Annotated in this window: 27 protein-coding genes; 21 read left to right on the forward strand and 6 right to left on the reverse strand. The window is 66.9% G+C overall.

Annotation, left to right across the window (positions count from 1 at the left end):
• The first annotated feature begins 116 nt into the window (after window positions 1–116).
• The gene (locus tag VE25_RS01360) at window positions 117–1,349 is read left to right on the forward strand and encodes an aminotransferase class V-fold PLP-dependent enzyme (protein ID WP_152664470.1); all 1,233 of its coding nucleotides are present in this window, start codon (window positions 117–119) and stop codon (window positions 1,347–1,349) included.
• Complete coding sequence (locus VE25_RS01365) at window positions 1,346–2,266, forward strand: DMT family transporter (protein ID WP_052731648.1); 921 nt, start codon at window positions 1,346–1,348, stop codon at window positions 2,264–2,266. Before VE25_RS01360 ends, VE25_RS01365 begins: the two co-directional genes overlap by 4 nt.
• A gap of 17 nt (window positions 2,267–2,283) precedes the next feature.
• On the opposite strand, the gene VE25_RS01370 is transcribed toward VE25_RS01365, so the two are convergent.
• Window positions 2,284–2,673: a DUF2147 domain-containing protein gene (locus VE25_RS01370; protein WP_052731649.1), complete on the reverse strand. Its 390-nt coding sequence runs from the start codon at window positions 2,671–2,673 to the stop codon at window positions 2,284–2,286.
• Window positions 2,674–3,022: 349 nt separating this feature from the next.
• Between VE25_RS01370 and VE25_RS01375 the strand changes: the two genes are divergently transcribed.
• The 3 genes from VE25_RS01375 to VE25_RS21610 all read left to right on the forward strand — a co-directional run bounded on the left by VE25_RS01375 (window position 3,023) and on the right by VE25_RS21610 (window position 5,010).
• On the forward strand, window positions 3,023–3,622 hold the full coding sequence (locus VE25_RS01375) for a thymidine kinase (protein WP_046106789.1): 600 nt from the start codon (window positions 3,023–3,025) through the stop codon (window positions 3,620–3,622).
• The gene (locus tag VE25_RS01380) at window positions 3,619–4,005 is read left to right on the forward strand and encodes an acyl-CoA thioesterase (protein WP_046106790.1); all 387 of its coding nucleotides are present in this window, start codon (window positions 3,619–3,621) and stop codon (window positions 4,003–4,005) included. The genes VE25_RS01375 and VE25_RS01380 overlap by 4 nt, the downstream gene beginning before the upstream one ends.
• Window positions 4,006–4,344: 339 nt before the next feature.
• Window positions 4,345–5,010, forward strand: a complete 666-nt coding sequence (locus VE25_RS21610; RefSeq protein ID WP_052731650.1) for an SH3 domain-containing protein — start codon at window positions 4,345–4,347, stop codon at window positions 5,008–5,010.
• 59 nt (window positions 5,011–5,069) lie between these two features.
• On the opposite strand, the gene VE25_RS01390 is transcribed toward VE25_RS21610, so the two are convergent.
• Entirely contained in the window at window positions 5,070–5,852 is a 783-nt protein-coding gene (locus tag VE25_RS01390) for an NAD-dependent epimerase/dehydratase family protein (RefSeq protein ID WP_046106791.1), read from the reverse strand.
• A gap of 83 nt (window positions 5,853–5,935) precedes the next feature.
• Here VE25_RS01390 and VE25_RS01395 point away from each other — a divergent pair, with 83 nt between their 5' ends.
• Together VE25_RS01395 and VE25_RS01400 are read left to right on the forward strand one after the other, a co-directional pair.
• Window positions 5,936–6,814: an SMP-30/gluconolactonase/LRE family protein gene (locus tag VE25_RS01395; RefSeq protein ID WP_046106792.1), complete on the forward strand. Its 879-nt coding sequence runs from the start codon at window positions 5,936–5,938 to the stop codon at window positions 6,812–6,814.
• Window positions 6,815–6,880: 66 nt separating this feature from the next.
• A complete protein-coding gene (locus VE25_RS01400) occupies window positions 6,881–7,585 on the forward strand; it encodes a glutathione S-transferase family protein (protein ID WP_046106793.1) in 705 nt (234 codons plus the stop codon).
• Between the two features lie 23 nt (window positions 7,586–7,608).
• Here the strand turns inward: VE25_RS01400 and VE25_RS01405 are convergent, their stop codons facing one another.
• Window positions 7,609–7,860 (reverse strand): accessory factor UbiK family protein, encoded by a 252-nt coding sequence (locus VE25_RS01405; RefSeq protein ID WP_046106794.1) that lies wholly within the window; start codon window positions 7,858–7,860, stop codon window positions 7,609–7,611.
• Between the two features lie 97 nt (window positions 7,861–7,957).
• Here VE25_RS01405 and lgt point away from each other — a divergent pair, with 97 nt between their 5' ends.
• The 13 genes from lgt (at window position 7,958) to ychF (ending at window position 19,330) form a co-directional block, all read left to right on the forward strand.
• Window positions 7,958–8,803, forward strand: coding sequence for a prolipoprotein diacylglyceryl transferase (gene lgt, locus VE25_RS01410; protein WP_046106795.1), 846 nt, complete (start codon window positions 7,958–7,960; stop codon window positions 8,801–8,803).
• Window positions 8,796–9,881: a class I SAM-dependent methyltransferase gene (locus tag VE25_RS01415; protein WP_244466840.1), complete on the forward strand. Its 1,086-nt coding sequence runs from the start codon at window positions 8,796–8,798 to the stop codon at window positions 9,879–9,881. The genes lgt and VE25_RS01415 overlap by 8 nt, the downstream gene beginning before the upstream one ends.
• The gene (gene pgeF / locus VE25_RS01420; protein WP_046106796.1) at window positions 9,878–10,648 is read left to right on the forward strand and encodes a peptidoglycan editing factor PgeF; all 771 of its coding nucleotides are present in this window, start codon (window positions 9,878–9,880) and stop codon (window positions 10,646–10,648) included. Before VE25_RS01415 ends, pgeF begins: the two co-directional genes overlap by 4 nt.
• A 457-nt stretch (window positions 10,649–11,105) precedes the next feature.
• A complete protein-coding gene (locus VE25_RS01425) occupies window positions 11,106–12,038 on the forward strand; it encodes a ribose-phosphate pyrophosphokinase (protein ID WP_046106797.1) in 933 nt (310 codons plus the stop codon).
• Between the two features lie 344 nt (window positions 12,039–12,382).
• The gene (locus tag VE25_RS01430; RefSeq protein WP_046106798.1) at window positions 12,383–12,829 is read left to right on the forward strand and encodes a YciI family protein; all 447 of its coding nucleotides are present in this window, start codon (window positions 12,383–12,385) and stop codon (window positions 12,827–12,829) included.
• Between the two features lie 93 nt (window positions 12,830–12,922).
• On the forward strand, window positions 12,923–13,261 hold the full coding sequence (locus VE25_RS01435) for a YciI family protein (protein ID WP_046106799.1): 339 nt from the start codon (window positions 12,923–12,925) through the stop codon (window positions 13,259–13,261).
• Between the two features lie 19 nt (window positions 13,262–13,280).
• Complete coding sequence (locus tag VE25_RS01440) at window positions 13,281–13,733, forward strand: carboxymuconolactone decarboxylase family protein (RefSeq protein WP_046106828.1); 453 nt, start codon at window positions 13,281–13,283, stop codon at window positions 13,731–13,733.
• Window positions 13,721–14,992 (forward strand): RNA polymerase sigma factor, encoded by a 1,272-nt coding sequence (locus tag VE25_RS01445; protein WP_244466841.1) that lies wholly within the window; start codon window positions 13,721–13,723, stop codon window positions 14,990–14,992. Before VE25_RS01440 ends, VE25_RS01445 begins: the two co-directional genes overlap by 13 nt.
• A 75-nt stretch (window positions 14,993–15,067) precedes the next feature.
• Window positions 15,068–15,919, forward strand: a complete 852-nt coding sequence (locus tag VE25_RS01450) for an AraC family transcriptional regulator (protein ID WP_152664471.1) — start codon at window positions 15,068–15,070, stop codon at window positions 15,917–15,919.
• A gap of 5 nt (window positions 15,920–15,924) precedes the next feature.
• Complete coding sequence (locus tag VE25_RS01455) at window positions 15,925–16,419, forward strand: GyrI-like domain-containing protein (RefSeq protein WP_046106801.1); 495 nt, start codon at window positions 15,925–15,927, stop codon at window positions 16,417–16,419.
• A 138-nt stretch (window positions 16,420–16,557) separates the two neighbouring features.
• Window positions 16,558–17,196 carry a 50S ribosomal protein L25/general stress protein Ctc gene (locus VE25_RS01460; protein ID WP_046106802.1) on the forward strand — a complete coding sequence of 213 codons (639 nt, stop codon included), beginning with the start codon at window positions 16,558–16,560 and terminating at the stop codon, window positions 17,194–17,196.
• Window positions 17,197–17,443: 247 nt separating this feature from the next.
• Entirely contained in the window at window positions 17,444–18,145 is a 702-nt protein-coding gene (pth, locus tag VE25_RS01465) for an aminoacyl-tRNA hydrolase (RefSeq protein WP_046106803.1), read from the forward strand.
• A gap of 87 nt (window positions 18,146–18,232) precedes the next feature.
• On the forward strand, window positions 18,233–19,330 hold the full coding sequence (gene ychF / locus VE25_RS01470; protein WP_046106804.1) for a redox-regulated ATPase YchF: 1,098 nt from the start codon (window positions 18,233–18,235) through the stop codon (window positions 19,328–19,330).
• Between the two features lie 6 nt (window positions 19,331–19,336).
• On the opposite strand, the gene VE25_RS01475 is transcribed toward ychF, so the two are convergent.
• Genes VE25_RS01475 through VE25_RS01485 form a run of 3 tightly spaced genes read right to left on the reverse strand, consistent with a single transcriptional unit; the run spans window position 19,337 to window position 21,353 of the window.
• Window positions 19,337–20,248 carry an MFS transporter gene (locus VE25_RS01475; RefSeq protein ID WP_160299937.1) on the reverse strand — a complete coding sequence of 304 codons (912 nt, stop codon included), beginning with the start codon at window positions 20,246–20,248 and terminating at the stop codon, window positions 19,337–19,339.
• On the reverse strand, window positions 20,242–20,496 hold the full coding sequence (locus VE25_RS01480) for a hypothetical protein (RefSeq protein WP_046106806.1): 255 nt from the start codon (window positions 20,494–20,496) through the stop codon (window positions 20,242–20,244). The genes VE25_RS01475 and VE25_RS01480 overlap by 7 nt, the downstream gene beginning before the upstream one ends.
• A 56-nt stretch (window positions 20,497–20,552) precedes the next feature.
• Window positions 20,553–21,353, reverse strand: a complete 801-nt coding sequence (locus VE25_RS01485) for a nucleotidyltransferase domain-containing protein (RefSeq protein ID WP_046106807.1) — start codon at window positions 21,351–21,353, stop codon at window positions 20,553–20,555.
• Window positions 21,354–21,506: 153 nt separating this feature from the next.
• On the opposite strand from VE25_RS01485, the gene VE25_RS01490 reads away from it, so the two are divergent.
• Window positions 21,507–21,698 (forward strand): hypothetical protein, encoded by a 192-nt coding sequence (locus VE25_RS01490; RefSeq protein WP_046106808.1) that lies wholly within the window; start codon window positions 21,507–21,509, stop codon window positions 21,696–21,698.
• Window positions 21,699–21,780 lie beyond the last annotated feature (82 nt).

Genomic DNA, 21,780 nt, shown 5'->3' on the forward strand with positions numbered 1-21,780 from the left:
CCACCCCAACCCCTCCCCTCAAGGGGGAGGGGCGCGCAGGAGCCGTAGCATCCCCCCGACTTGCGGCGTCCGCAACTCTCGCATACCAATCGGCCACCGCCCCGATTGGACCTTCGATGACCGCCCTGCCCCTCGATCCGGCCCGCATCCGCGCCGCCTTTCCCGCTTTTGCCGAGCCTTCGCTGAAAGGTCAGGCGTTCTTCGAGAATGCGGGTGGCTCCTATACGGCGCTGCAGGTGCTGACGCGCCTCGAGGGGTTCTACCGCCGCACCAAGGTGCAGCCCTACGGCGTCTACCCGGCCTCGATCGAGGCCGGCGAGGCGATGGACCTTGCCTATGAGCGGATCGCCGCGGCGCTCAACGTCACGCCCGACTGGATCCATTTCGGTCCCTCGACCTCGGCCAACACCTATGTGCTGGGCAATGCCTTCGCCGGATGGCTGAAGCCGGGCGATGCCATCGTCGTCACCAACCAGGACCACGAGGCCAACACCGGCGCATGGCGGCGGCTGGCCGCGCGCGGCATCGAGGTGCGCGAGTGGCGGGTGGATGGCGAGAGCGGACGGCTCAACCTTGCCGGGCTCGATGCGCTGCTCGACGGCAAGGTAAGGCTCGTCGCCGCGCCGCACTGCTCCAACATTGCCGGCGAGATCAATCCGGTGGCCGAGATCACCAGGCGCGCCCATGCCGTCGGCGCGGTGACCGCGATCGACGGCGTCAGCTACGCCCCGCATGGCCTGCCGGACCTTATGGCGCTGGGAGCCGACATTTATTTCTTCTCGGCCTACAAGGTCTATGGACCGCATCAGGGCATCATGGCGATCCAACCGTCGCTGGCGGCGGAGCTGCCCAACCAGGGGCACTATTTCAACGACGACAAGCCGCGCTATCGCCTGACACCGGCGGGGCCGGACCATGCGCAGATCGCCGCCTGCGCCGGCGTTGCCGACTACCTGGAATTCGTCGCCGAGGTCGCGGGCGATGCGGTCACCGGGCAGACGCCGTTCCGGCGGGCGCACGCGGCCATGCGGACGCAGGAGCAGGCGCTCGCCGAACCGCTGTTCGACTACCTGCGCAAGCGCAACGACATCCGCGTCATCGGCCCGCTCGATCCCTCGCTTCGCGCGCCGACCGTGGCGCTGGCGCTTAGTGAGCCGGGCGTCGAGGTTGCCGGCCGCCTCGCCGCCCATGGCATCATGGCGAGCGGCGGGCACTTCTACGCCTATCGCCTGCTCGAAGGCGTCGGCATCGATCCGGCCCATGGCGTGCTGCGGGTCTCGTTCACCCATTATACGAGCCCCGGCGAGATCGACCGGCTGATCGCGGCGCTCGACGCCGAGCTCGAATGACCAGCGCAGTCCTGAGCCGCCCCGTCGCGACGCTCCTGCTGCTCATCACCACCGCCATCTGGGGTTTCGCCTTCGTCGCGCAGAAGACCGCGATGGACGTGATGGGCCCGCTGACGTTCGGTGCGCTGCGGTACCTGCTCGGCGCCATCGTCATCGCGCCGCTGGCCCTCTGGGAGTACCGGCGCAGGAAAGCCGGGATCACCGGCAAGCAGTGGCTGCTGATAGCCATCCTCAGCCTGGCGTTCACCGCCGGCTCCATACTCCAGCAGGTGGGCCTCACGGTCACCACCGTCACCAATGCCGGATTCCTGACCGCGCTCTACGTGCTCTTCGTGCCGATGATCGCGGCCGTCGCGCTGAGGACGGTGCCGCACCCGGTGATCTGGCTCGGCGTGCCGATGGCGCTGACCGGGGTCTACCTGCTCAACGGCGGGCGGCTCGACACCTTCAACAGCGGCGACCTTCTCGTCGTCGCCTGCGCGCTCTTCTGGGCGGTGCAGGTGTTCCTCCTCGGCATCGTGGCGAGGATGACGGGGCTGCCGGTCTTCGTCTCGGCCGTCAGCTTCCTCGTGTGCGGCGTGCTCTGTGCCGGGCTCGTGCCGATCTTCGAGACGCCCGATCTTTCGGGCATCGCGCTCGGGTGGGTCGAGATCGCCTATGCAGGCATCCTGTCGACGGCGGTGGCGTTCAGCCTGCAGGCTATCGGCCAGCAGCACGTGCCGCCGGCCAACGCCGCCATCGTCCTGTCGAGCGAAAGCCTCTTTGCCGCATTGGGCGCCGCCCTGCTGCTCGGCGAGCGGCTGGTTCCGATCGGCTATCTCGGCGCCGCGCTGATCTTCGCAGCCATCGTCTTCGTGGAGGTGATCCCGCTGCTGTTTGCGCGGCAGCGGCCGGCAGCAGTCGCCGCCGAGCCTTGATCGCCGGGTATGCCAAATCAGTTGATGCGATAGAGCTGATAGGTGCGGCAGAAGATGAAGGCCACGCACCCTTCGAGCTGGATGTGGTTGTCGCTGAGCTGGGTGATGGTGCCGGTCGCCGTCTGGCCGAAGATGCGCAGCGTCCCCTTCCACTGGTTCTCGCCGGCCGGCGGGGCGTGGTCGATGAGAAGCGTGTTGAGGTAGGGCCGGTTCTCCTCGTTGTCGGCGTGGCCGCCGAGCCAGACGAGCGTGCCGCAGAGCTGATTCCCGCTCTCGCCGCACATGGCGACCTCGTAGCGCGAGTCGCGCATCTCGATTTCCCAGGTGCCGACTGGCGAGGCGAAGCCCTGGGCCAGCGCGGGAGCGGCAGTCATGAAAGTGATCAAGAGAACAAGCAGCCGTTTCATCAACATTTCTCCGGGGCCCGCCGCGATTGAACTGACTATCTGCACTCCGAGGCAGTTTTATGGAACCCCTGTCATTGCCCCGTCATAGACATTGCCTAGCGTGATACCTGCTCCCGGCGTCCCCAACACCGGGAAGAACCGCTGCCCCGCGCCCCCGCTTGCGCCGCGCACCGGTTTCTCCAGAGGAACGGACAGGCCGCCAACCCCACCCGTTCCTGCCGACCCCGATCGGTTCTGGCCGCCAGGCTCCAAGCCCAGGCGGTCTTTTTTTGGGGATGCGCCAAGGGTGGGACTCGCGGGCCGGGCCCGGCCGGGCAATAAGAGGTCCCTCACGGATCGTCCGACGCCGATGGCCAAGCTCTATTTCTCCTATGCCGCGATGAACGCGGGCAAATCCACACTGCTGCTGCAAGCGTCCTACAACTACCGCGAGCGCGGGATGAGGACGCTGCTCTTCACCTCGCGCCACTATGCCGAGGACGGCGTCGGCGTCATCTCCTCGCGCCTCGGCATCAAGGCGGAAGCCGAGATCTACGATCCGGGCGACGACCTCTATCAGCGCGTGCACGACGCCATGCGCGAATCCAAGGTCGACTGCGTCTTCGTCGACGAGGCGCAGTTCCTCTCGCAGGCGCAGGTCTGGCAGCTCGCCCGCGTCACCGACCGGCTGAAGGTGCCGGTGATGTGCTTCGGGTTGCGCACGGACTTCCAGGGCAAGCTCTTTCCGGGCTCCTGCGAGCTCCTCGCCATCGCCGACGTGCTGCGCGAGATCCGCACCATCTGCTATTGCGGGGCAAAGGCCACCATGGTGGTGCGCCAGGACGAGCACGGACGCGTGCTGACCGACGGCGACCAGGTGTCGATCGAGAAATCCGTCTATGTTTCGCTGTGCCGCAAGCACTGGGAAGAGGAAACCGGCCGCTGGCCGGTGAAAGGACCCCTGCCATGATCCAGGTACAGACCGAGCCGCATGGGGCTCTGACCATCCGCACGCTCGCCATGCCCGCCGACACCAACCCGGCCGGCGATATCTTCGGGGGCTGGGTGATGAGCCAGATGGACATCGCCGGCGCCATCGCCGCCGTCGAGAACGTGGGCGGGCGCGTGGTGACCGTCGCCGTAGAGGCGATGACCTTCATCGCGCCGGTCAAGGTCGGGGACGTGCTCTGCGTCTACACCACCATCGAGCGCATCGGCACGACCTCGATCACCGTCGCCATCGAGGCCTGGGCCCGGCGCAACCGCGTCGCCGACCGGGTCAAGGTGACCGAGGGCCGCTTCGTCTACGTGGCGCTCGGCGAAGACGGCGGCAAGAGGATGATCGCGCGATAGAGCCTTCATTCAGCCTGCGTTCATTGAACCAAGTGTTTCATGTCCCTGCCGGCCGCAATGACGCGGCCGGCGGAACGGCAATAGATGCCGCAGCGGGCGGTTTTCCAATAAACCTGCCCACCGGCATAGGCGCGATGGTAACCGTACAAGTTTTGGTGGATGGAACTATTTGGCGCAACGAAATATAATCGAAATCAAGGAGCATTCGGCAGTCGTCGCGCCCGGGAACTTTCCGTCACCGGGAGCCGTTGCTGAAACCGGAAGCATTCGCCACGCCCGCGCAGACAAGAGCGGGATCGGCACCAAAAAGAGGCGCGCAGCCTCGACAAGGAGCGTCCAATGAACCGCCAGACACGCAAATTCCTGCTGAACATCGCCACCGGCATCGCCGTCGCGGCCGCGGCTGCCGTCATGTTCCTGCCCGCCGCCCAGGCGGCGCCGGGCTACGCCACCACCAACGTCAACGTGCGCTCGGGCCCCGGCACCGGCTATCCGGTCGTCGCCACCCTCGCGCGCGGCCAGGAGGTCGACGTGCAGCGCTGCCAGAGCGGCTGGTGCTATGTCATCCAGTCCGGCCGCAACGGCTGGGTGTCCTCGAGCTATCTGGCGGCCGACCGCGGCGGTTCGGGCGGCGGCTTCAGCCTCGACTTCAATATCGGCGGTCCCGGCGGCCCGAACGTTTCCATCGGCATCGGCCAGCCGCGCCCGCCGATCATCGTCGACCCCCGTCCGCCCCGCCCGCCGGTGGTGCGCCCGCCGGTGATCTACGAAGCGTGCTTCTATGAGCGCTCGCGCTTCCGCGGCGAGAGCTTCTGCCTCGAGCCCGGCGACAGCTACCGCCTGCCGCGCTGGTCGGAAGGCATCGGCTCCATCGAGAATCGCGGCGAATTCACCATCGACGTGTGCACCAGCGGCGGCTTCCGCGATTGCCGCACCTACACCACCAGCGCCTCCTCGCTCGGCGAGTTCGGCAATTACGTGGAATCGGTGCGCGTGCGCCGCTGACCCCGGCACGCCGGATCGGACAAGAGGCGGCGCCCGAAGGGGCGGCGCCTCTTTCGCATTCAGTCGTCGAAATGCGGCCACTCGGCAAAGACGCCGCCCCGCCGCTGGTTGCGCGGATCGGCCGGATCGAGCGGATCGGCGGCATACGGCAGACCGAGCTCGGATGAGGAGTGCCGCGGCCGCCAGCCGAGGCCGGGATCGGGCTCGTTGACGAACCACGCATCCGCGTTGTCCGAGATGCCGAAGACGGTGCGATAACCGAGATCGGGCATGTCGAGCCCGCGCGAAACGAGCCGGGCGAGATCGTCGCGGCTGCACCAGAGCCGGCACTCGCGCGCCGTACCCGGCGTGCCGGCGGTGCAGATACGGATCGCGAGGCACTCGACGCCGAACTTGTCGAAGTAGAGCCGCCCCAGCGCCTCCCCGAAGACCTTGGAGACGCCGTAGAGCGAGTCCGGCCGCACCGGCGCACCGAGGCCAAGGGGCTCGTCGACCACCGGATGCATGCCGAGCACATGGTAGGAGGACGCATAGACGACGCGTCCGACCCCGGCCTTGCGCGCCGCCTCGAAGACATTGTAGGCGCCCATGATGTTGGCCTCGAGGATCGTCTGCCAGCCGGCTTCCTTGGCCATGCCGCCGAAGTGGACGACCGCCGCAATGTCCTGCGCCATCAGCCGGTCGACCGCCGCCCGGTCGGCGAGGTCGGCGATCTCGACGGGCTCGCCCGCCTCGGGCTGGCGGATATCGGTGGCGAGCACCGGACGCCCCTCCCGCGCGAACCAGGCGCGCAGATGCGAGCCGAGCTGGCCGGCGGCGCCGGTGAGCAGGATCTGGGCCATGAAAATCACCGCGAAAGGCTATCGGACAGAGGGCGAAACGTGCACGAAATGTCAGCGATTCGACGCGAAACGCGAGGCATTTGATGATCGAGATCGCAACCCTCATCGCCGAGCGCTTTGCGGTGGGCGAGAGCCCCGTCTGGGACAGTAAAACGCAGCGGCTGCTGTGGACCGACATTCCAGCAGGCACGATCCATGCGCTCGATATCGCGAGCGGCGAGCGGACCCGCTGGAGCTTTAGCGGACCGGTGGGATCGTTCGGGCTCTGCCGGTCGGGACGGCTGGTGGTGGCCCTGACCGACGAGGTGGTGCTCTTCGATCCGGCGAGCGGCAAACGCGAGACGCTGGCGCGGATCGCGCACGAAAAGCCCGGCATGCGGCTCAACGACGGCAAGGTCGGGCCGGATGGAGCGTTCTGGGTCGGCGGCATGGATGCCAGCAATACCGGGAGCCCGGAGGCGAAGCTCTATCGTTTCGGGCCGGACGGGACGGTGCGGGTGATCGCCGAGGGGCTGGCGACCTCGAACGGGTTAGCCTGGGATGCGGCGGGCGCGCGCATGTACCACTCGGACTCGCGCGGCGACATGTGGATCGATGTCTGGGACTTCGACCCGCAAGCCGGCGTCGCGCAGAACCGGCGCAGATTCATCGCCGACAGCGAGGCGCTGGGACGGGCCGACGGCGGAGCGTGCGACCTGGACGGGACGTACTGGTCGGCCGGCCCTTCGATGAGCCGGATGAACCGGTTTTCTCCGGACGGAGAGCTGCTGGGCTTCATCAACCTGCCGGTGCTGCGCCCGACCATGCCGTGCTTCGGCGGGCCGGACATGCGTACGGTTTACGTGACGAGCCTCAGCTCCGGCATCGAGCCGGAGGTGCTGGAACGCTATCCGCTCTGCGGCGGCATCGTCTCCTTCCGCGCACCCGTGGCGGGAGTGCCGGTCGCACGGTTCCATGACTGATACCGCCTTGCGGGGCGGGCGGGCGTGATTATGGTCGGGCGGAACTTCAAAGACCAGAGGTGCCGCATGACCGATCTTTCCGTCTTCCCCATCACCAAGCGCTGGCCTGCCGAGCATCCGGACCTTCTGCAGCTCTATTCGGCGCCGACGCCGAACGGGGTGAAGGTCTCGATCATGCTGGAGGAGATCGGCCTCCCTTACGAGGCGCACCGGATCGACATCGGCGCCGACGAGACATGGACACCGGAGTTCCTCTCGCTCAACCCCAACGGCAAGATCCCGGCGATCATCGATCCGGAGGGACCCGGCGGCAAGCCGCTGCCGCTCTTCGAGTCGGGCGCGATCCTCCTCTATCTCGCCGAGAAGACCGGCAAGCTCCTGCCCACCGACCCCGCGCGGCGCTACGAAACCATCCAGTGGGTGTTCTTCCAGATGGCAGCGATCGGCCCGATGTTCGGGCAGCTCGGCTTCTTTCATAAGTTCAAGGGCCGCGAGATCGAGGACAAGCGACCGTTCGAGCGCTACCGGGCGGAATCGCAGCGCCTGCTCGGCGTCATCGAGACGCGGCTCGAGGGGCGCGAGTGGATCATGGGCGACGAGTTCACCATCGCCGACATCTCGATGATCGGCTGGGTGCGCAACCTCATCGGGTTCTACGAGGCGCGCGAGATCGTCGGGTTCGACGAGCTGAAGAACGTGCCCGGCTGGCTGGCGCGGGCGCTGGTGCGACCGGCGGTGCAGCGGGGGCTGGATATTCCGGCGAAGGAGTAGCCCGCGAGGCGCACCGAGCCGGCCTACTCGGCCTTCCTCTTGGTGCGCAGCGCTGCAAGCTCCTTGCGCAGCTGGTCGATCTCCTCGCCCTGCACCTGGACGAGCTCGCGCAGCGCGTCGAAATCCTCGCGCTTGACGAGGTCCATGTCGGCGACGATCCGCTTGGCCTGCGACTTGACGACGGTCTCGACCTCGCGGCGCACGCCGTCGGCAACGCCCGCGGCCTCGTTCATCAGGCGCCCGAGATCGTCGAAAATCCTGTTGTTCTGGGCCATGGGCCGGCTCCTTGATTGAAGGCCGCGGCAATGCCGCAATCGGTCGTGTCCTATGTAGGCCCTGGCGCCCGACTTGACCAGAGCGGGCGAAGCGGCAATGGTCCGCGCGAGCCCTCATGGAGCCCGCCCCTTGCCTTTTCCCGAGATCGATCCCGTCGCTTTCGCCATTGGACCGCTGGTCGTGCGCTGGTATGCGCTCGCCTATCTTGCCGGCGTGCTGCTGGGTGCGCTCTATGGCCGCATGCTTTTGAAGCGCCGCGCGCTCTGGGCCGACAATTCCCCGCCCTTCGCGCCCGACGACATCTGGGACTTCGCCTTCTGGGCGATCATCGGCATCATCGTGGGCGGACGCGTGGCCTACGTGCTCTTCTACAACCTGCCCCAATACCTCGCGAACCCCATGGAGATCTTCGCGCTCTGGGACGGGGGCATGGCCTTCCACGGCGGCATGATCGGACTGATGCTGGCGGTGATCCTCTTTACGAGGAAACGCGGGGGCAACCTCCTCTCCTCGCTTGACCTCCTAGCCGCCATCGGCACCATCGGCATCTTCCTGGGGCGCATCGCCAACTTCATCAACGCCGAGCTTTTCGGCGCGCCGACCGACCTGCCTTGGGGCGTGGTCTTCCCGACCGATCCGCTGGGCGTGCCGCGCCACCCCAGCCAGCTCTACGAAGCGGCGCTGGAGGGCCTCATACTCTTCCTCGTCATCCGCTACGCCACCCATGTCGCCCATGCGCTGCGCCGGCCGGGGCTGGTCGCCGGCATCTTCGGCATCGGCTATGGGCTGTCGCGCTTCGCGGTGGAGTTCGTACGCCTGCCGGATGCGCAACTGGGCTATCTCTACGGCGGGTGGCTGACCATGGGACAGGTCCTGAGCCTGCCCATGATCCTGGCCGGCCTCTGCCTCATCGCCTACGCCATGAGGTCCCGCCGTGCCTGAGGCCACCGAAAAGAGCCTCGGCGAGCTCATCGACCTGCAGATCGAGAGCAGCGGGCCAATGTCGATCGCCAACTACATGGGCCTCTGCCTCACCCATCCGGCCAAGGGCTACTACCGCAAGGCCGATCCGCTGGGGGCCGGCGGCGACTTCGTGACGGCGCCCGAGATCAGCCAAATGTTCGGCGAGCTCATCGGCTTCTTCTTCGTCAACCTCTGGCAGCAGATGGACGAGCCCAAGGCCTTCACCCTCCTGGAGCTCGGGCCCGGACGCGGCACGCTGATGGCCGACATGCTGCGGGTCGCCTGCCGCGCGACCGGCTTTCGCGATGCGCTGGACCTGCGGCTCTTCGAGACCAACCCGGAGCTGATCGCGCAGCAGAATGCGCGGCTCGAGGCGTACGACCCCAAATGGATCGACAGTTTCGAGAAGGTCGGCGACGGGCCGCTGCTGGTGGTCGCCAACGAGTTCTTCGACGCCCTGCCGATCCGCCAGTTCGTCAGGGGCAAGGACGGCTGGCACGAGCGGATGGTCGGGCTGCGGGAGGGCAAGCGCGCCTTCGGGCTGTCACCGACGCCAATTCCCGCAAGCGCCATGCCCGAGGCGGTGCAGAGCGCTGGCGAAGGCGAGGTGCTGGAGGTCGGCATCGCCGGCGGCGAGGTGATGAACCGGCTCTCCACCCAGGTCGCGCGGCTCGGTGGGGCGATCCTCGCCATCGACTACGGCTATGGCCGCACGCAGACGGGCGAAACGCTGCAGGCAGTGCGCAGGCACAAATACGCCGACCCGCTGGAGGCGCCGGGCGAAGCGGACATCTCCGCCCATGTGGACTTCGAGGCGCTGGCGACGGTCGCGCGGCGGGCGGGGCTGGCGGTGCAGCCGCTGGCGAACCAGGGTGCGTTCCTCAAGAGCCTCGGCATCGGCGAACGGGCCAAGATGCTCTCGGCCGCCAATCCCGGCTCGGCCAGGGACATCGCGGCGGCACAGGAACGGCTGACGGGAGGAGATGCGATGGGCGAACTCTTCAAGGTGCTGTGCGCGGCAAGCCCCGGATTGCAGCCGCAGGGATTCGCCCCGTGAGCGCGCCGTTCGAGACGAGCCCCGACCTTTCCGCCCTGCCCCGACTGAAGCACGGCTTCTTCGGGCGGCGCGGAGGCGTTTCGACCGGAGACTTCACCTCGCTCAACATCTCCGAAGCCTCCGAGGACGACCCCGGTACTGTGGCGGAAAACCGCTGCCGTATCGCCGAGGCGATGGGCTTTACGCCGAGCCATCTGGCGACGCTGCGCCAGGTGCATTCGGCGCGTGTGGTGTCTCTCGCCGCCCCGACCGAGCCGGGCGCGCGCCCGGAAGCGGATGCGATGGTGACGAGGACGCGCGGACTGCTCATCGGCATCGTCACCGCCGACTGCGCGCCGATCCTCCTCGCCGACCCCGAGACCGGCGTGATCGGCGCCGCCCATGCCGGCTGGCCCGGAGCGCGGGCGGGCATCTCCGCCGCGACGGTCGATGCGATGGTGGCATTAGGCGCAGAGCCCGGCCGCATCGTCGCCGCCATCGGCCCGACCATCTCGGCGGCCAACTACGAAGTGGGGCCGCAGTTCATGGCCGAGTTCCTCGCGCACCGGCCGGAAGCGGAGGCGTTCTTCTCGGTGGGTCCGGGCGGGCGCGAGCACTTCGATCTTTCCGGGTTCGTCGCGGCGCAGCTGCGGGCAGCGGGCGTCGCGGCGGTCGAGATCGCAGGCGGGTGCACCTATGGCAGCCCCGAGCGGTACTTCTCCCATCGCTATGCGACGCACCACGGCGGGTCGACCGGGCGGCAGCTCTCGGTGATCGGGCTGGTGTGAGGTTCCCTCTCCTCTGGGAGATAGGGGGAGCCGTGCCCCCCGGTCGAAAGCCGGGATCCAGCCCTGAATGCATCAGCGGGCGCGAGAAGAGCGGACGTACGATCTTTCCTGCCCCGTTCACACACCTTGCGGCTGGCGCAGCATCTCAGGATGGGCCCCGGCCTTCGCCGGGGTGACATCGCGGGTGGTGGCAGGATGGTGCCCCTCTCACAGGGGTCATTCCCGCGAAAGCGGGAACCTCTGTTTTCCATTACCCGCCCGCAAACGGAGGTCCCCGCTTTCGCGGGGATGACACCGGTGGGTGAGCGGACTGCCCATGCCGCCCCCTTCACCACCGCCGAAATTCGTTCATACAACCGACATTTGGCCGATTGCCTATCGGCGCGGGGGCCGGTAAAGGTGCGCGCAACTGGGGTGCGCCCGACGGCCGGCGCATGTTGAGAACAGGGACACCGCCATGAAACTGGTAACCGGCAACTCCAACCGGGCGCTAGCGGAGGCGGTCGTCGACTATCTCGAACTGCCGCTGACCGACTGCACGGTCAAACGCTTCGCCGACAAGGAAATCTTCGTCGAGATCCACGAGAACGTGCGCGGCGAAGACGTCTTCATCCTGCAGTCGACCTCATATCCGGCCAACGACAACCTGATGGAGCTGCTCATCATCTGCGATGCGCTGCGCCGCTCCTCGGCCCGACGCATCACCGCGGTGCTCCCCTATTTCGGCTATGCTCGGCAGGACCGCAAATCGGCTTCCCGCACGCCCATTTCGGCCAAGCTCGTTTCCAACCTCATCACCGAAGCCGGCGCCAACCGGGTGCTGACCCTCGACCTTCACGCCGACCAGATCCAGGGCTTCTTCGACATCCCGACGGATAACCTGTTTTCGGCGCCGGTGTTCGTGCGCGACATCCGCGAGCACTACGACGTCAACAACGTGATGATCGTTTCGCCCGACGTCGGCGGCGTCAAGCGCGCCCGCAACGTCGCGAGCCGGATCGGCGCGAACCTCGCCATCGTCGACAAGCGCCGCCCGCGTGCCGGCGTCTCGGAAGTGATGAACATCATCGGCGACGTCGAGGGACAGGCCTGCATCCTCATCGACGACATCGTCGATTCGGGCGGAACCCTCGTCAATGCCGCCGAGGCGCTCTTGAAGGCCGGTGCCAAGGAAGTCTCGGCCTACATCACCCATGGCGTCCTCTCGGAGGGCGCCGGCCAGCGCATCGGCAACTCCAAGCTCAAGGAACTGGTGGTGACCGACTCGATCGAGGCGACCGACGAGGTCAAATCGACCGCCAACATCCGCAAGCTCTCGATCGCGCCACTGCTCGGCGAAGCCATCGCCCGCACGGCGAGCGAGCAGTCGGTCTCGAGCCTGCTGGATTAGGGTTTCCATACGTTACCGCTCCCCCTCCCCCTGAGGCCATCGCACATGGCACGTTCTTCCCCTCTCCCCTTGAGGGAGAGGGACAGATTTTCCGCGTTCAGCGGAAAATCAGGGTGAGGGGTCCGCGATGTCGCAACAAGGGCCGGCGCCTGCGGCGGCACCGCTGACCCCTCATCCGCCCTTCGGGCACCTTCTCCCTCAAGGGGAGAAGGGAAAACGTGCCAGACGCCAGCTATCGGCGTGTGCGATTTCTCGTCTGAAACCGGCCACCCTGTCGAAATCGCCGATCCTCGCGCGACATTCTCATGCCGGGCTATGGTGCCCCGCGAGGAAGGAGAACGGCGATGCGATACATGCTGATGCTTTATGCCGACGAGAAGGTGGGTACCTCGATCCCCGCCGAGCAGATGGCCAAGGCCATGGAGACGATGTACGCCTACCACGAGGCGCTTGGGAAGGCCGGGGCGTTCGTTGCGACCTCGGCGCTGGCGCCGACCTGGAATTCCAAGACCATCCACATGCGAGGCGGCGAGGTCCGCCAGCTCGATGACGGCGCTTTCGTCAACGAGGGCGGCGAGCTCAAGGTCGAGGACGGGCCCTATGTCGAGACGCGCGAGCAGCTCGGCGGCTATTTCATCATCGAGGCGACCGACATGGACGAGGCGCTGAAGTGGGCGGCGCGCTGCCCGGCGGCGCAATGGGGACCGATCGAGGTGCGCCCGCTGGTCAACACCGTCGACCATTTCGGCAAGGCCTGGTGCGCCACGGACGGGAACGTGCCGGTCTCGTAAAAAAGAATGCGCAAAAGTCGAATTCGCCAACACCGCCCCGACATTGTAGCGTCGGGGCACGGTGTTCCGGCGAGAACGATGAGGAAAATTTCCATGCGCTACATGATGCTGATCCACAACGACGATGAAGCATACGCCACTGCCCCGCAGGAGGTTTACGCCGAATGGGCCGCCTTCAACGAGGCATTGAACAAGGCCGACGCCGTTCCGGGGCTGCGCCTCAAGGAGGCGTCGGCTGCAACGACCGTGCGCAGCCGCAACGGCAAGACGGACGTGCTCGACGGCCCCTATATCGAGGCGCGCGAGCAGCTCGCCGGCTACTTCATCATCGACGTGCCGAGCCTCGATGAAGCCATCGCCTGGGCGCAGCGCTGCCCCAGCGTCAAGTACGGCTCGATCGAGATCCGCCCGATCGTCGATCCGCACAGCTGAAAACGGGGAGGGCAAGATGATGAATCCGCGAATGACCCATCCCGTCATGCTGCTGCCCGACGCCATGAAGGCGCTGCATGCGCTGAGCAGGGCCGCCTCCGGCGTCCCACCGGTGCTGCAGCAGCTCGTGCACCTGAGAGCCAGCCAGATCAACGGCTGCAGCGTCTGCGTCGAGATGCACTCCGAAGAGCTGAAGAGAGAAGGCGAGAGCGACAAGCGCATCTTCGCCGTCGCGGCCTGGCGCGAGTCGCCCTGGTTCGACGACGATGAACGGGCCGCGCTTGCCTTGACCGAAGCGGTGACGCGTATCGCCGACAAGGCCGACCCGGTTCCGGACGAGATCTGGAACGAGGCGGCGCGGCACTTCGATGAAGCAACGCTCGCCGCTCTCGTCATCCAGATCGGCGCGATCAACATCTGGAACCGCCTCAATGCGACGACGCGCCAGGTGGCGGGACAATGGGCGGCGTGACCAGCGCCGCCCATCCAGTGAAGCGGGGCAACGAGGCGAGCCGGGCAGCCGAGCGCGTGGCGCGCGAAAGCTATGGCCGGCTCGTTGCCTTCCTCGCCGCCCGCACGCGAGACGTGGCGGGCGCCGAGGACGCGCTGGCCGAGGCGTTCGCCGCGGCGCTCAAGAGCTGGCCCGCCGACGGCGTGCCGGCCAATCCCGACGCCTGGCTGCTGACGGTCGCCCGCCGCCGCCAGGCCGACGCGGCCCGCAGGCGGCAGACCCGGCAGGCCGGCGAGGAGCACCTCAAGATGATGGCCGACGAGATGGAGGAAGCGGCCGGCAGCGCCGGCGATATTCCCGACCGGCGCCTGGCGCTGATGTTCGCCTGCGCCCACCCCGCCATCGAGAAGGGCATGCGGACGCCTCTCATCCTGCAGGCCATCCTGGGATTGACGGCGCAGGACATCGCAGCCGCATTCCTCATCCCGCCGGCCACCATGGGTCAGCGGCTGGTGCGTGCCAAATCGCGCCTGAAGGACGCGGGTATCCCCTTCGCCATTCCCGACAGCGACCAGCTGACCGAGCGGCTCGACGCCGTGCTCGACGCCATCTATGCCGCCTACACCAAGGGCTGGGCGGAGCTGGGCGAGCCCGGCGCGCCGCAGCTCGCCGAGGAAGCCATCTGGCTCGGCCGCCTGATCGTCTCGCTGCTGCCGGCCGAGCCCGAAGCCAAGGGCATGCTGGCGCTGATGCTTTATGCCGAGGCGCGCCGCGCTGCCCGGCGCGGCCCCGACGGCGCCTATGTTCCACTCGACGAACAGGACAGGGACCTCTGGGACGAAACGCTGATGGATGCGGCCGAGGCGCTGCTGCGGCAGGCCAACGCCGGCGGCCCTTCCGGCCGCTTTCAGATCGAGGCCGCAATCCAGTCCGCGCATGTGGCGCGGCTGAAGACCGGCGCGAACACCTGGCCGGCGATCCTGGCGCTCTACGACCACCTGCTGGCGCTGACCCAGTCGCCGGTGGTGGCGCTCAACCGTGCGGCGGCACAGGGCGAAATCGAGGGCCCCATTCCAGCCCTCGCCGCCATCTCTCCCCTCGAAGGGGACAAGCGCATGGCCGGCTACCAGCCCTATTGGGCGCTCAAAGGCCATCTGTTGCGCAGGGCCGGCAACACGGCAGAGGCCCATGAGGCGCTGACGATCGCCATGGGCCTATCCACCGACGCGGCGGTGCGGCGGTACCTGCAGGACCAGTTGAAGTCCTTGCCGAGCAACTAGGGCCTCGGCCCGCAAGATCGGTCAAGCAGGCATGGACGGTACGCTCCTAAGGTGTTTGCGCCAACGGGGAGCAGAGTGCAGGGAACGAAGATGGGTGTGGTCGAGAAGGCGATCTGGTTCATCGAGAGCAACTTCAACAGGTCACCGAGCCTCGACGACATCGCCCGGGCGACCGGCATCAGCCGGTTCAGCCTCAGCCGCAGCTTCACCTACGCAACGGGCATGCCGGTGGTCGCCTATTTGCGCGCCCGCCGGCTGACCGAAGCCTACAAGGCCCTGCGCGACGGGGCGCCCAGCATTCTCGCCGTCGCGCTCGAGGCCGGTTACAACTCCCACGAAGGCTTCACTCGCGCCTTTCGCGACCAGTTCGGCATCACGCCGGACGAAGCGCGCAAGGGGCACGACATCGACCAACGCTTGCTGATGGAGTCGATCGGTATGCATGAGACAGTGATGGCCGACCTCGAGGAACCGCAACGCAAGCAGCGCGACGCATTCACCGTCGTGGGGCTCGGCGGCCGTTTCCGTATGGATGGGCCCAACACCATCCCCGGGCTGTGGCAGAAGTTCCAGCCCTATGAGGGCACGCTCGGCGAGGTGCTGGGCTACTGGTACGGTGTATGCGGCGACTGGAAGGAAGACTTCTTCTACATGGCCGGCGTCGAGGTGGCGCGCGTGCCGGCCGACCTGCCGGCGGAGCTGACCGTCCACAAGTTTCCCGCCCAGGACTATCTCGTCTTCCGCCACGAGACGCACCTGTCGGAATTGAACCAGACGTTCGCCGCAATTTTCGGGCGCTATATCCCCGAGAACGGCTACCATCCCAGGGATTGCTTCGAGCTCTACGACGAGAACTTCGACCCGCAGACCGGCCTCGGCGGCATCGAGATCTGGGTGCCGGCGACGCGCGAGAGCGGGGAGAGGTGAACGGAATGCTGAGCGAACCCAAGATCATGGAACTGCCGGGACGGCCTTACCTTGGCGTGCGAAAGATCGTCAAAATCCCATTCGGAACCGTCGCCTCCAAGGCGCTCGCGGACCTCAAACGCCGCATGAAGAAGCGCGGCATCGCGGCAACGGACGCTCCTTTCTTCCGCTACAACATCATCGACATGCCGAGCGCCCTCGAGATCGATTTCGGCCTGCCGACGGAGCGGCAGGAATCGGCCGACGACCTGCTCGTCGCCGGCACGCTGCCGGCGGGACGCTACGCGACGCTCACCCATACCGGCCATTACCGGAACCTGATAGCAGCCAATGGCGCGCTGCTCGACTGGGTGAAGGCGCAAGGATTGCAGCTCGACACGCACCCTTCCCCCGCCGGCGACGTCTTCGGCTGCCGGCTGGAGATCTATCCGACCGACCCAAAGGTCGAGAAGGACTCGAGCAAATGGGTGACGGAGCTGGCGTTCAAGTTGGCGGATTGAACAGGACGGCAACGCACCCCTTGCCCATCGCCCCCCTTTCCTTTATATCCGCGCGCCATGAAGCGCTCGTCACCCCTGGAGGACGGGCGCGTATGTTGTTTGGGTACAGCATACACCAACCCATGAATGGAACATTCCATGGCTGCGACCAGAGAGCTCAAGGCTCAGGCGCGGGATCGGGTGGGCAAGGGGGCCGCTCGTGAACTGCGCCGTCAGGGACTTGTCCCTGCCGTCATCTATGGGGGCAAGCAGCCCCCGGTGACCATCTCCATCCCCTTCAAGGACGCGCAAAAGGCGATCTACTCCGGCGGCTTCCTCTCCCACGTCCTGACGCTCGACGTCGATGGCCAGAAGCACCAGGTGATCCCGCGCGACTACCAGCTCGACGTGGTCAAGGACTTCGCCATGCACGTCGACTTCCTGCGCGTGACCAAGGGCGCCACGCTCCACGTCGAAGTGCACGTCAACTTCATCAACGAGGAGAAGAGCCCGGGCCTCAAGCGCGGCGGCACGCTCAACATCGTGCGCCACACCGTTGAGGTGAACGCTCCGGCCGACGCCATCCCCGAGGAGATCGTCGTCGACCTCACCGGCACCGAAATCGGCGATTCGATCCACATCTCGGCCGTGTCGCTGCCCAGCGGCGTCACCCCGACCATCACCGACCGCGACTTCACCATCGCCACCATCGTTGCTCCGTCGGGCCTGCGGGCCGCCGAAGCCGAGGCCGGCGAGGAAGCTGCCGAGGGTAACGGCGAGGCCGCCGAAGGGGAATGATCCCCTTGCGCGCCAAAGCGTGTTAGAGTTGATGAGGCGGCCTGCGGGTCGCCTCATTCGTTTTAAGGGTGGTGCACGCGCCGGCTGAATTCACGCTCTCATCCCCACGGGTCATCCCCGCGAAAGCGGGGACCTCCGTTTGCAGCTCTGCGTTGAAACAGAGTTTCCCGCTTTCGCGGGAATGACCCGGTGGTAGAAGGTTAACGTCGGTATTCGGCATCACCATCGCCGCAAAAAGAATTTCGCCATGCAGCTCTTCGTCGGCCTGGGCAATCCGGGCAGCCAGTACCAGAACCACCGCCACAACGTCGGCTTCATGGCCGTCGAGGCGATCGCGCGCGAGCACGGCTTCGGGCCGTTCCGGGCAAAGTTCGGCGGACTCCTCAGCGAAGGCAGCATCGGCGGTGAGAAGGTGCTGATCCTCAAGCCCCAGACCTATATGAACCACTCGGGCGATGCGGTGCAGCAGGCCTGCCAATTCTACAAGATCGCGCCCGAGGACGTGACGGTCTTTTATGACGAGCTCGACCTCGCGCCGGGCAAGGTGCGCATCAAGCGCGGCGGCGGCAATGGCGGGCACAATGGGCTGCGTTCGATCGATCCGCAGATCGGCACCGCCTACCGGCGCGTGCGCATCGGTATCGGCCATCCCGGCGCCAAGGAGCTGGTCAACCACCACGTGCTCGGCGACTTCGCCAAGGCGGATGCCGAATGGCTCGAGCCGCTGCTCGAAACGCTGGCGCGCAACGCCGACCTCGTGGTCAAGGGCGACGACAACGGGCTGATGAACAAGCTGGCGCTGGTCCTCGGCAGCGAGCCGGTGAAAACCGAAAAAGCGCCGCCCAAGGCGCAGAGCCATATCCGCCAGGCGCGGGCGGCAAAGCCGCAGGTGAAGATGCCTGAGAGCGGGCCGATGGCGGACATGCTGAGGAAGATGTTCGGGAAGTAACACGCGCGCCGCGCCTGCCGGCCTTCCTCCATTGACTTTGCCGCCCATCCGCCCGATTTGGGGGCAACGAAAAATCCGGAGTTCCCCATGGGATTCAAGATGGGCATCGTCGGCCTGCCCAATGTGGGCAAGTCGACGCTCTTCAACGCGCTGACGCGCACGGCCGCCGCACAGGCGGCGAACTTCCCGTTCTGCACCATCGAGCCCAATGTCGGCGAGGTGGCGGTGCCGGACGCGCGGCTCGACAAGCTTGCGGCGATCGGCAAATCAGCCAACGTCATTCCGGCGCGCATGTCGTTCGTCGATATCGCGGGGCTGGTGAAGGGCGCGAGCCAGGGCGAAGGGCTCGGCAACCAGTTCCTCGCCAATATCCGCGAGTGCGACGCCATCGCCTATGTGCTGCGGTGCTTTGAGGATTCCAACATCCTGCACGTCGCCAACAAGGTCGATCCGCTCGCCGACGCCGAGGTGGTCGAGACCGAGCTGATGCTCGCCGACCTCGAAAGCCTCGAGAAGCGCCTGCCCGGCGTCGAGAAGAAGGCCAAGCAGGGCGACAAGGAAGCCAAGCTCAACGTCGAGCTCATCAACCGGGCGCTGGTGCTGCTGCGCGAAGGCAAGTCGGCCCGGCATGTGGAGCGCTCGGCCGAGGAGGAGAAGGCATTTGAGGGCCTGCAGCTCCTGACCTCCAAGCCGGCGCTCTACGTCTGCAATGTCGACGAGGCTTCGGCTGCAACCGGCAACACGATGAGCAAGCAGGTCGAGGACTACGCCCATGCGCACAACGCGGGAGTCGTCGTCATCTCGGCCGAGATCGAGAGCCAGCTCGCCCAGCTGCCGGACGCCGAGCAGGCCGAGTACCTCGAGACGCTGGGCCTGCACGAACCCGGCCTCAACCGGCTGATACGCGAGGCCTACGACCTCCTGGGGCTGCAGACCTACTTCACCGTCGGCCCCAAGGAAGCGCGCGCCTGGACCATCCACAAGGGCGACAAGGCTCCGCAGGCGGCCGGCGTCATCCACACCGACTTCGAGCGCGGCTTCATCCGTGCGCAAACCATCGCCTATGACGATTTCGTCTCGCTCGGCGGAGAAGTCGCAGCCCGCGAGGCCGGCAGGGCGCGCGACGAAGGCAAGGAGTACGTCGTCAAGGACGGCGACGTGATGCTGTTCAAGTTCAACACCTGAGCCGGTTCACTCGGCGGGTTTGGCGAGCGCCGCGAACGGGCGGCGCCAGAGGATCGTCACGCCGTTGGCGATGAGGATGGCGATGCCGAGGCCGAACGCGGCGCGCAGGCCAAACGCCTCGGCAACCCAGCCGATGACGAGTGGAGCGAGGATCGAGGCAAGGAAGGTCAGCTGCGAGAGCGCGGCGACGTTGACGGCTGAGGGCCGCTCCGTGAGACGCGCCGCCGCCGAGAGCCCCATGGGCAGCAGCGCGCTGGTGCCGAGGCCGACGAGCGCGAAACCGACAATGGCGACGATGCTGTTCGGGGCGAAGATGACGAGCAGCAGGCCGAGGACGGCTATGCCGGCGAGCGCGAGCGCCAGCCTTTCCGGCGCGATGCGCTTGGCCACCCAGTTGTGCGAGAGGCGCCCGAAGGCCTGCCCGCTGGCCCAGGCGGTGAGCCCGAGGCCAGCAAGGAAGGAGCTGGCGCTGAGCGCATCGCGCATCAGGATCACCGACCAGTCGGACGCGGCATTGTCGATGAAGAGCGTGCCCCCGGCGGCGAGGAAGAGCACGAGGACGGCGCGGCTCGGCCGCACCAGGCGCGACGGGCGCGCCGCCGCTTCGCTCTGCCGCGGCGGCATCGGCTGGTAGCCGGCAACCGAAAGCCAGACGAGGACGCTGGCGAGCGGCAGCACGGCGCCGAGATGCCAGACGGGCGCGATATCCATGCCGCGCGCCAGCGCCCCTGCCCCACCCGCGACCAATACGGCAAGGCTCCAGAACCCATGGGCACGCACCACCACGCGCCGGCCGAGCACCGCCTCCATGCGATCGGCCTCGACATTGGCGGTGATGCCGAGCATGCCCTGCCCGAGGCCGGCAATGAGAAGCGCGGCAAAGAGCTGCGGCGGCGACGGCGCGATCGTCGCTAGCACGAGCGCCAGCCCCATGACCGGCGTGACGAGGGCAAGCAGCGGGCAAAGCCGAGCCGCGTCGCCCAGCGCGCGCCGAGCGAGAAAGCGAGCATGGTGCCGACGGGATAGCCGGCAAGGCTCTGGCCGAGAAGGGCGCTGTTGAGATCGAGCCCCGCCTGCACATCGGCGATGCGCGGATACCAGCTGCCGACCGTGAGGCACGCGGCAAAGCAGGCGGCATAGATGCGTAGGGACGGTGAGATGGCCATGGCAGGGACCCGTTGCGTCCCAAGCAACGGCTGCGGCCGAGGGCCGGTTCCTGCGGTTAAGCCATGCTGGCCGGCTTCACAACGCCCAACTCGCGTTCGATATGGCGCCAAGCCGCATCCTCGAAGCGCTGCGGCCACTCGATGCCGAGGCGTTCGGCCATACTGCGGGCGCGGGGGAGGAAGGCCTGGGCGCAGGCGAGGTGGGCGGCGATGAGGCTGTCGCGCGTCGGCTCGGGGCTGGGGACGCTGGCGATGAGGGCGAGCTGTTCGGGCGAATGAAGCCTCGTCCAGTTGAGCATGCCGCCCTTGTCGGCGCGCTCGACCTCCTCGCGCAGGAGATCGACGAGCATGCCGCGCAGGAGCCCGACACCCATCTGCCCGAGAAGGAATTCGCCGCGCCCGACGGCGACGGGAAGGAGGCCGAAGACGCGGATGAACTCCCTGATGAGCCCCTCGACCCTGCCCTTGTTCGGCCCTGTCCAGGGCTGTGTTTCAGGCAAGGCATCGTAGAGGCCTGCCCTGTCGAAAAGGGGCTTCAGGGTGTCGCGCGAGCGCTGCTGCACACCCTCGACGATCATGAGGTCGATGCGCTGCCAATCCTCGGTCACGGCGTTGGTGATGAGCGCCGGGCGGGCGAAATCGTGCCAGAAGACCACCGGCGCGATCGACCCGAGCACGCCCTTCCAATCGGCGGCGACGGCTTCCTGATGCTCGCCCGGAACGACCGCGACGAGATCGATGTCGCTGAAACGGTCGCCCTCGCCGCGCCCGAAACTGCCGCCGACGAAGAGCGCCTCGACGCGCGTATCCGCCTCAAGACGCTGCGCAATCGCCGCCTGCATCGCCGTCTGCCACATGGAATTTCCCCCTCCCGTGCTTCCCGCTCCCCGCATAGAAGCTATTCCGCAAGCCGGTTCAACCCTGAAAATCGGGGTGGTAAACCCCATTTCAGGCTGTCGGCCGCACAGCGCGGCCGCGGCAAGGGAGGTGAGACGCAAAGGAGTTCGACCATGAACACTGTCTACAAGGGGTTTGACATCACCCTGACCGCCGGTGAGGCGTGGATCGCCACGATCACCCGCATCGCCACCGGCAAGAGCTTTTCCAAGCGCCCGGAGACGCCGCTGGAAGAAGGCGCCGACGCAGCGCTCACCCGCGCCAAGAATCTCGTCGACGCATTCCTCGCCCTCAACGGGCGCTGATTTTTTCCGGCTTCCCCGCCGGTCCCCCCGCAACGACAGAACGATCTTACCCGGAGCCGCCCGCGAACCGGAGCGGCTCCCC

Origin of the sequence: Devosia geojensis, from assembly GCF_000969415.1 — a bacterium.
In the GTDB taxonomy this organism is placed as follows: Bacteria; Pseudomonadota; Alphaproteobacteria; order Rhizobiales; family Devosiaceae; genus Devosia; species Devosia geojensis.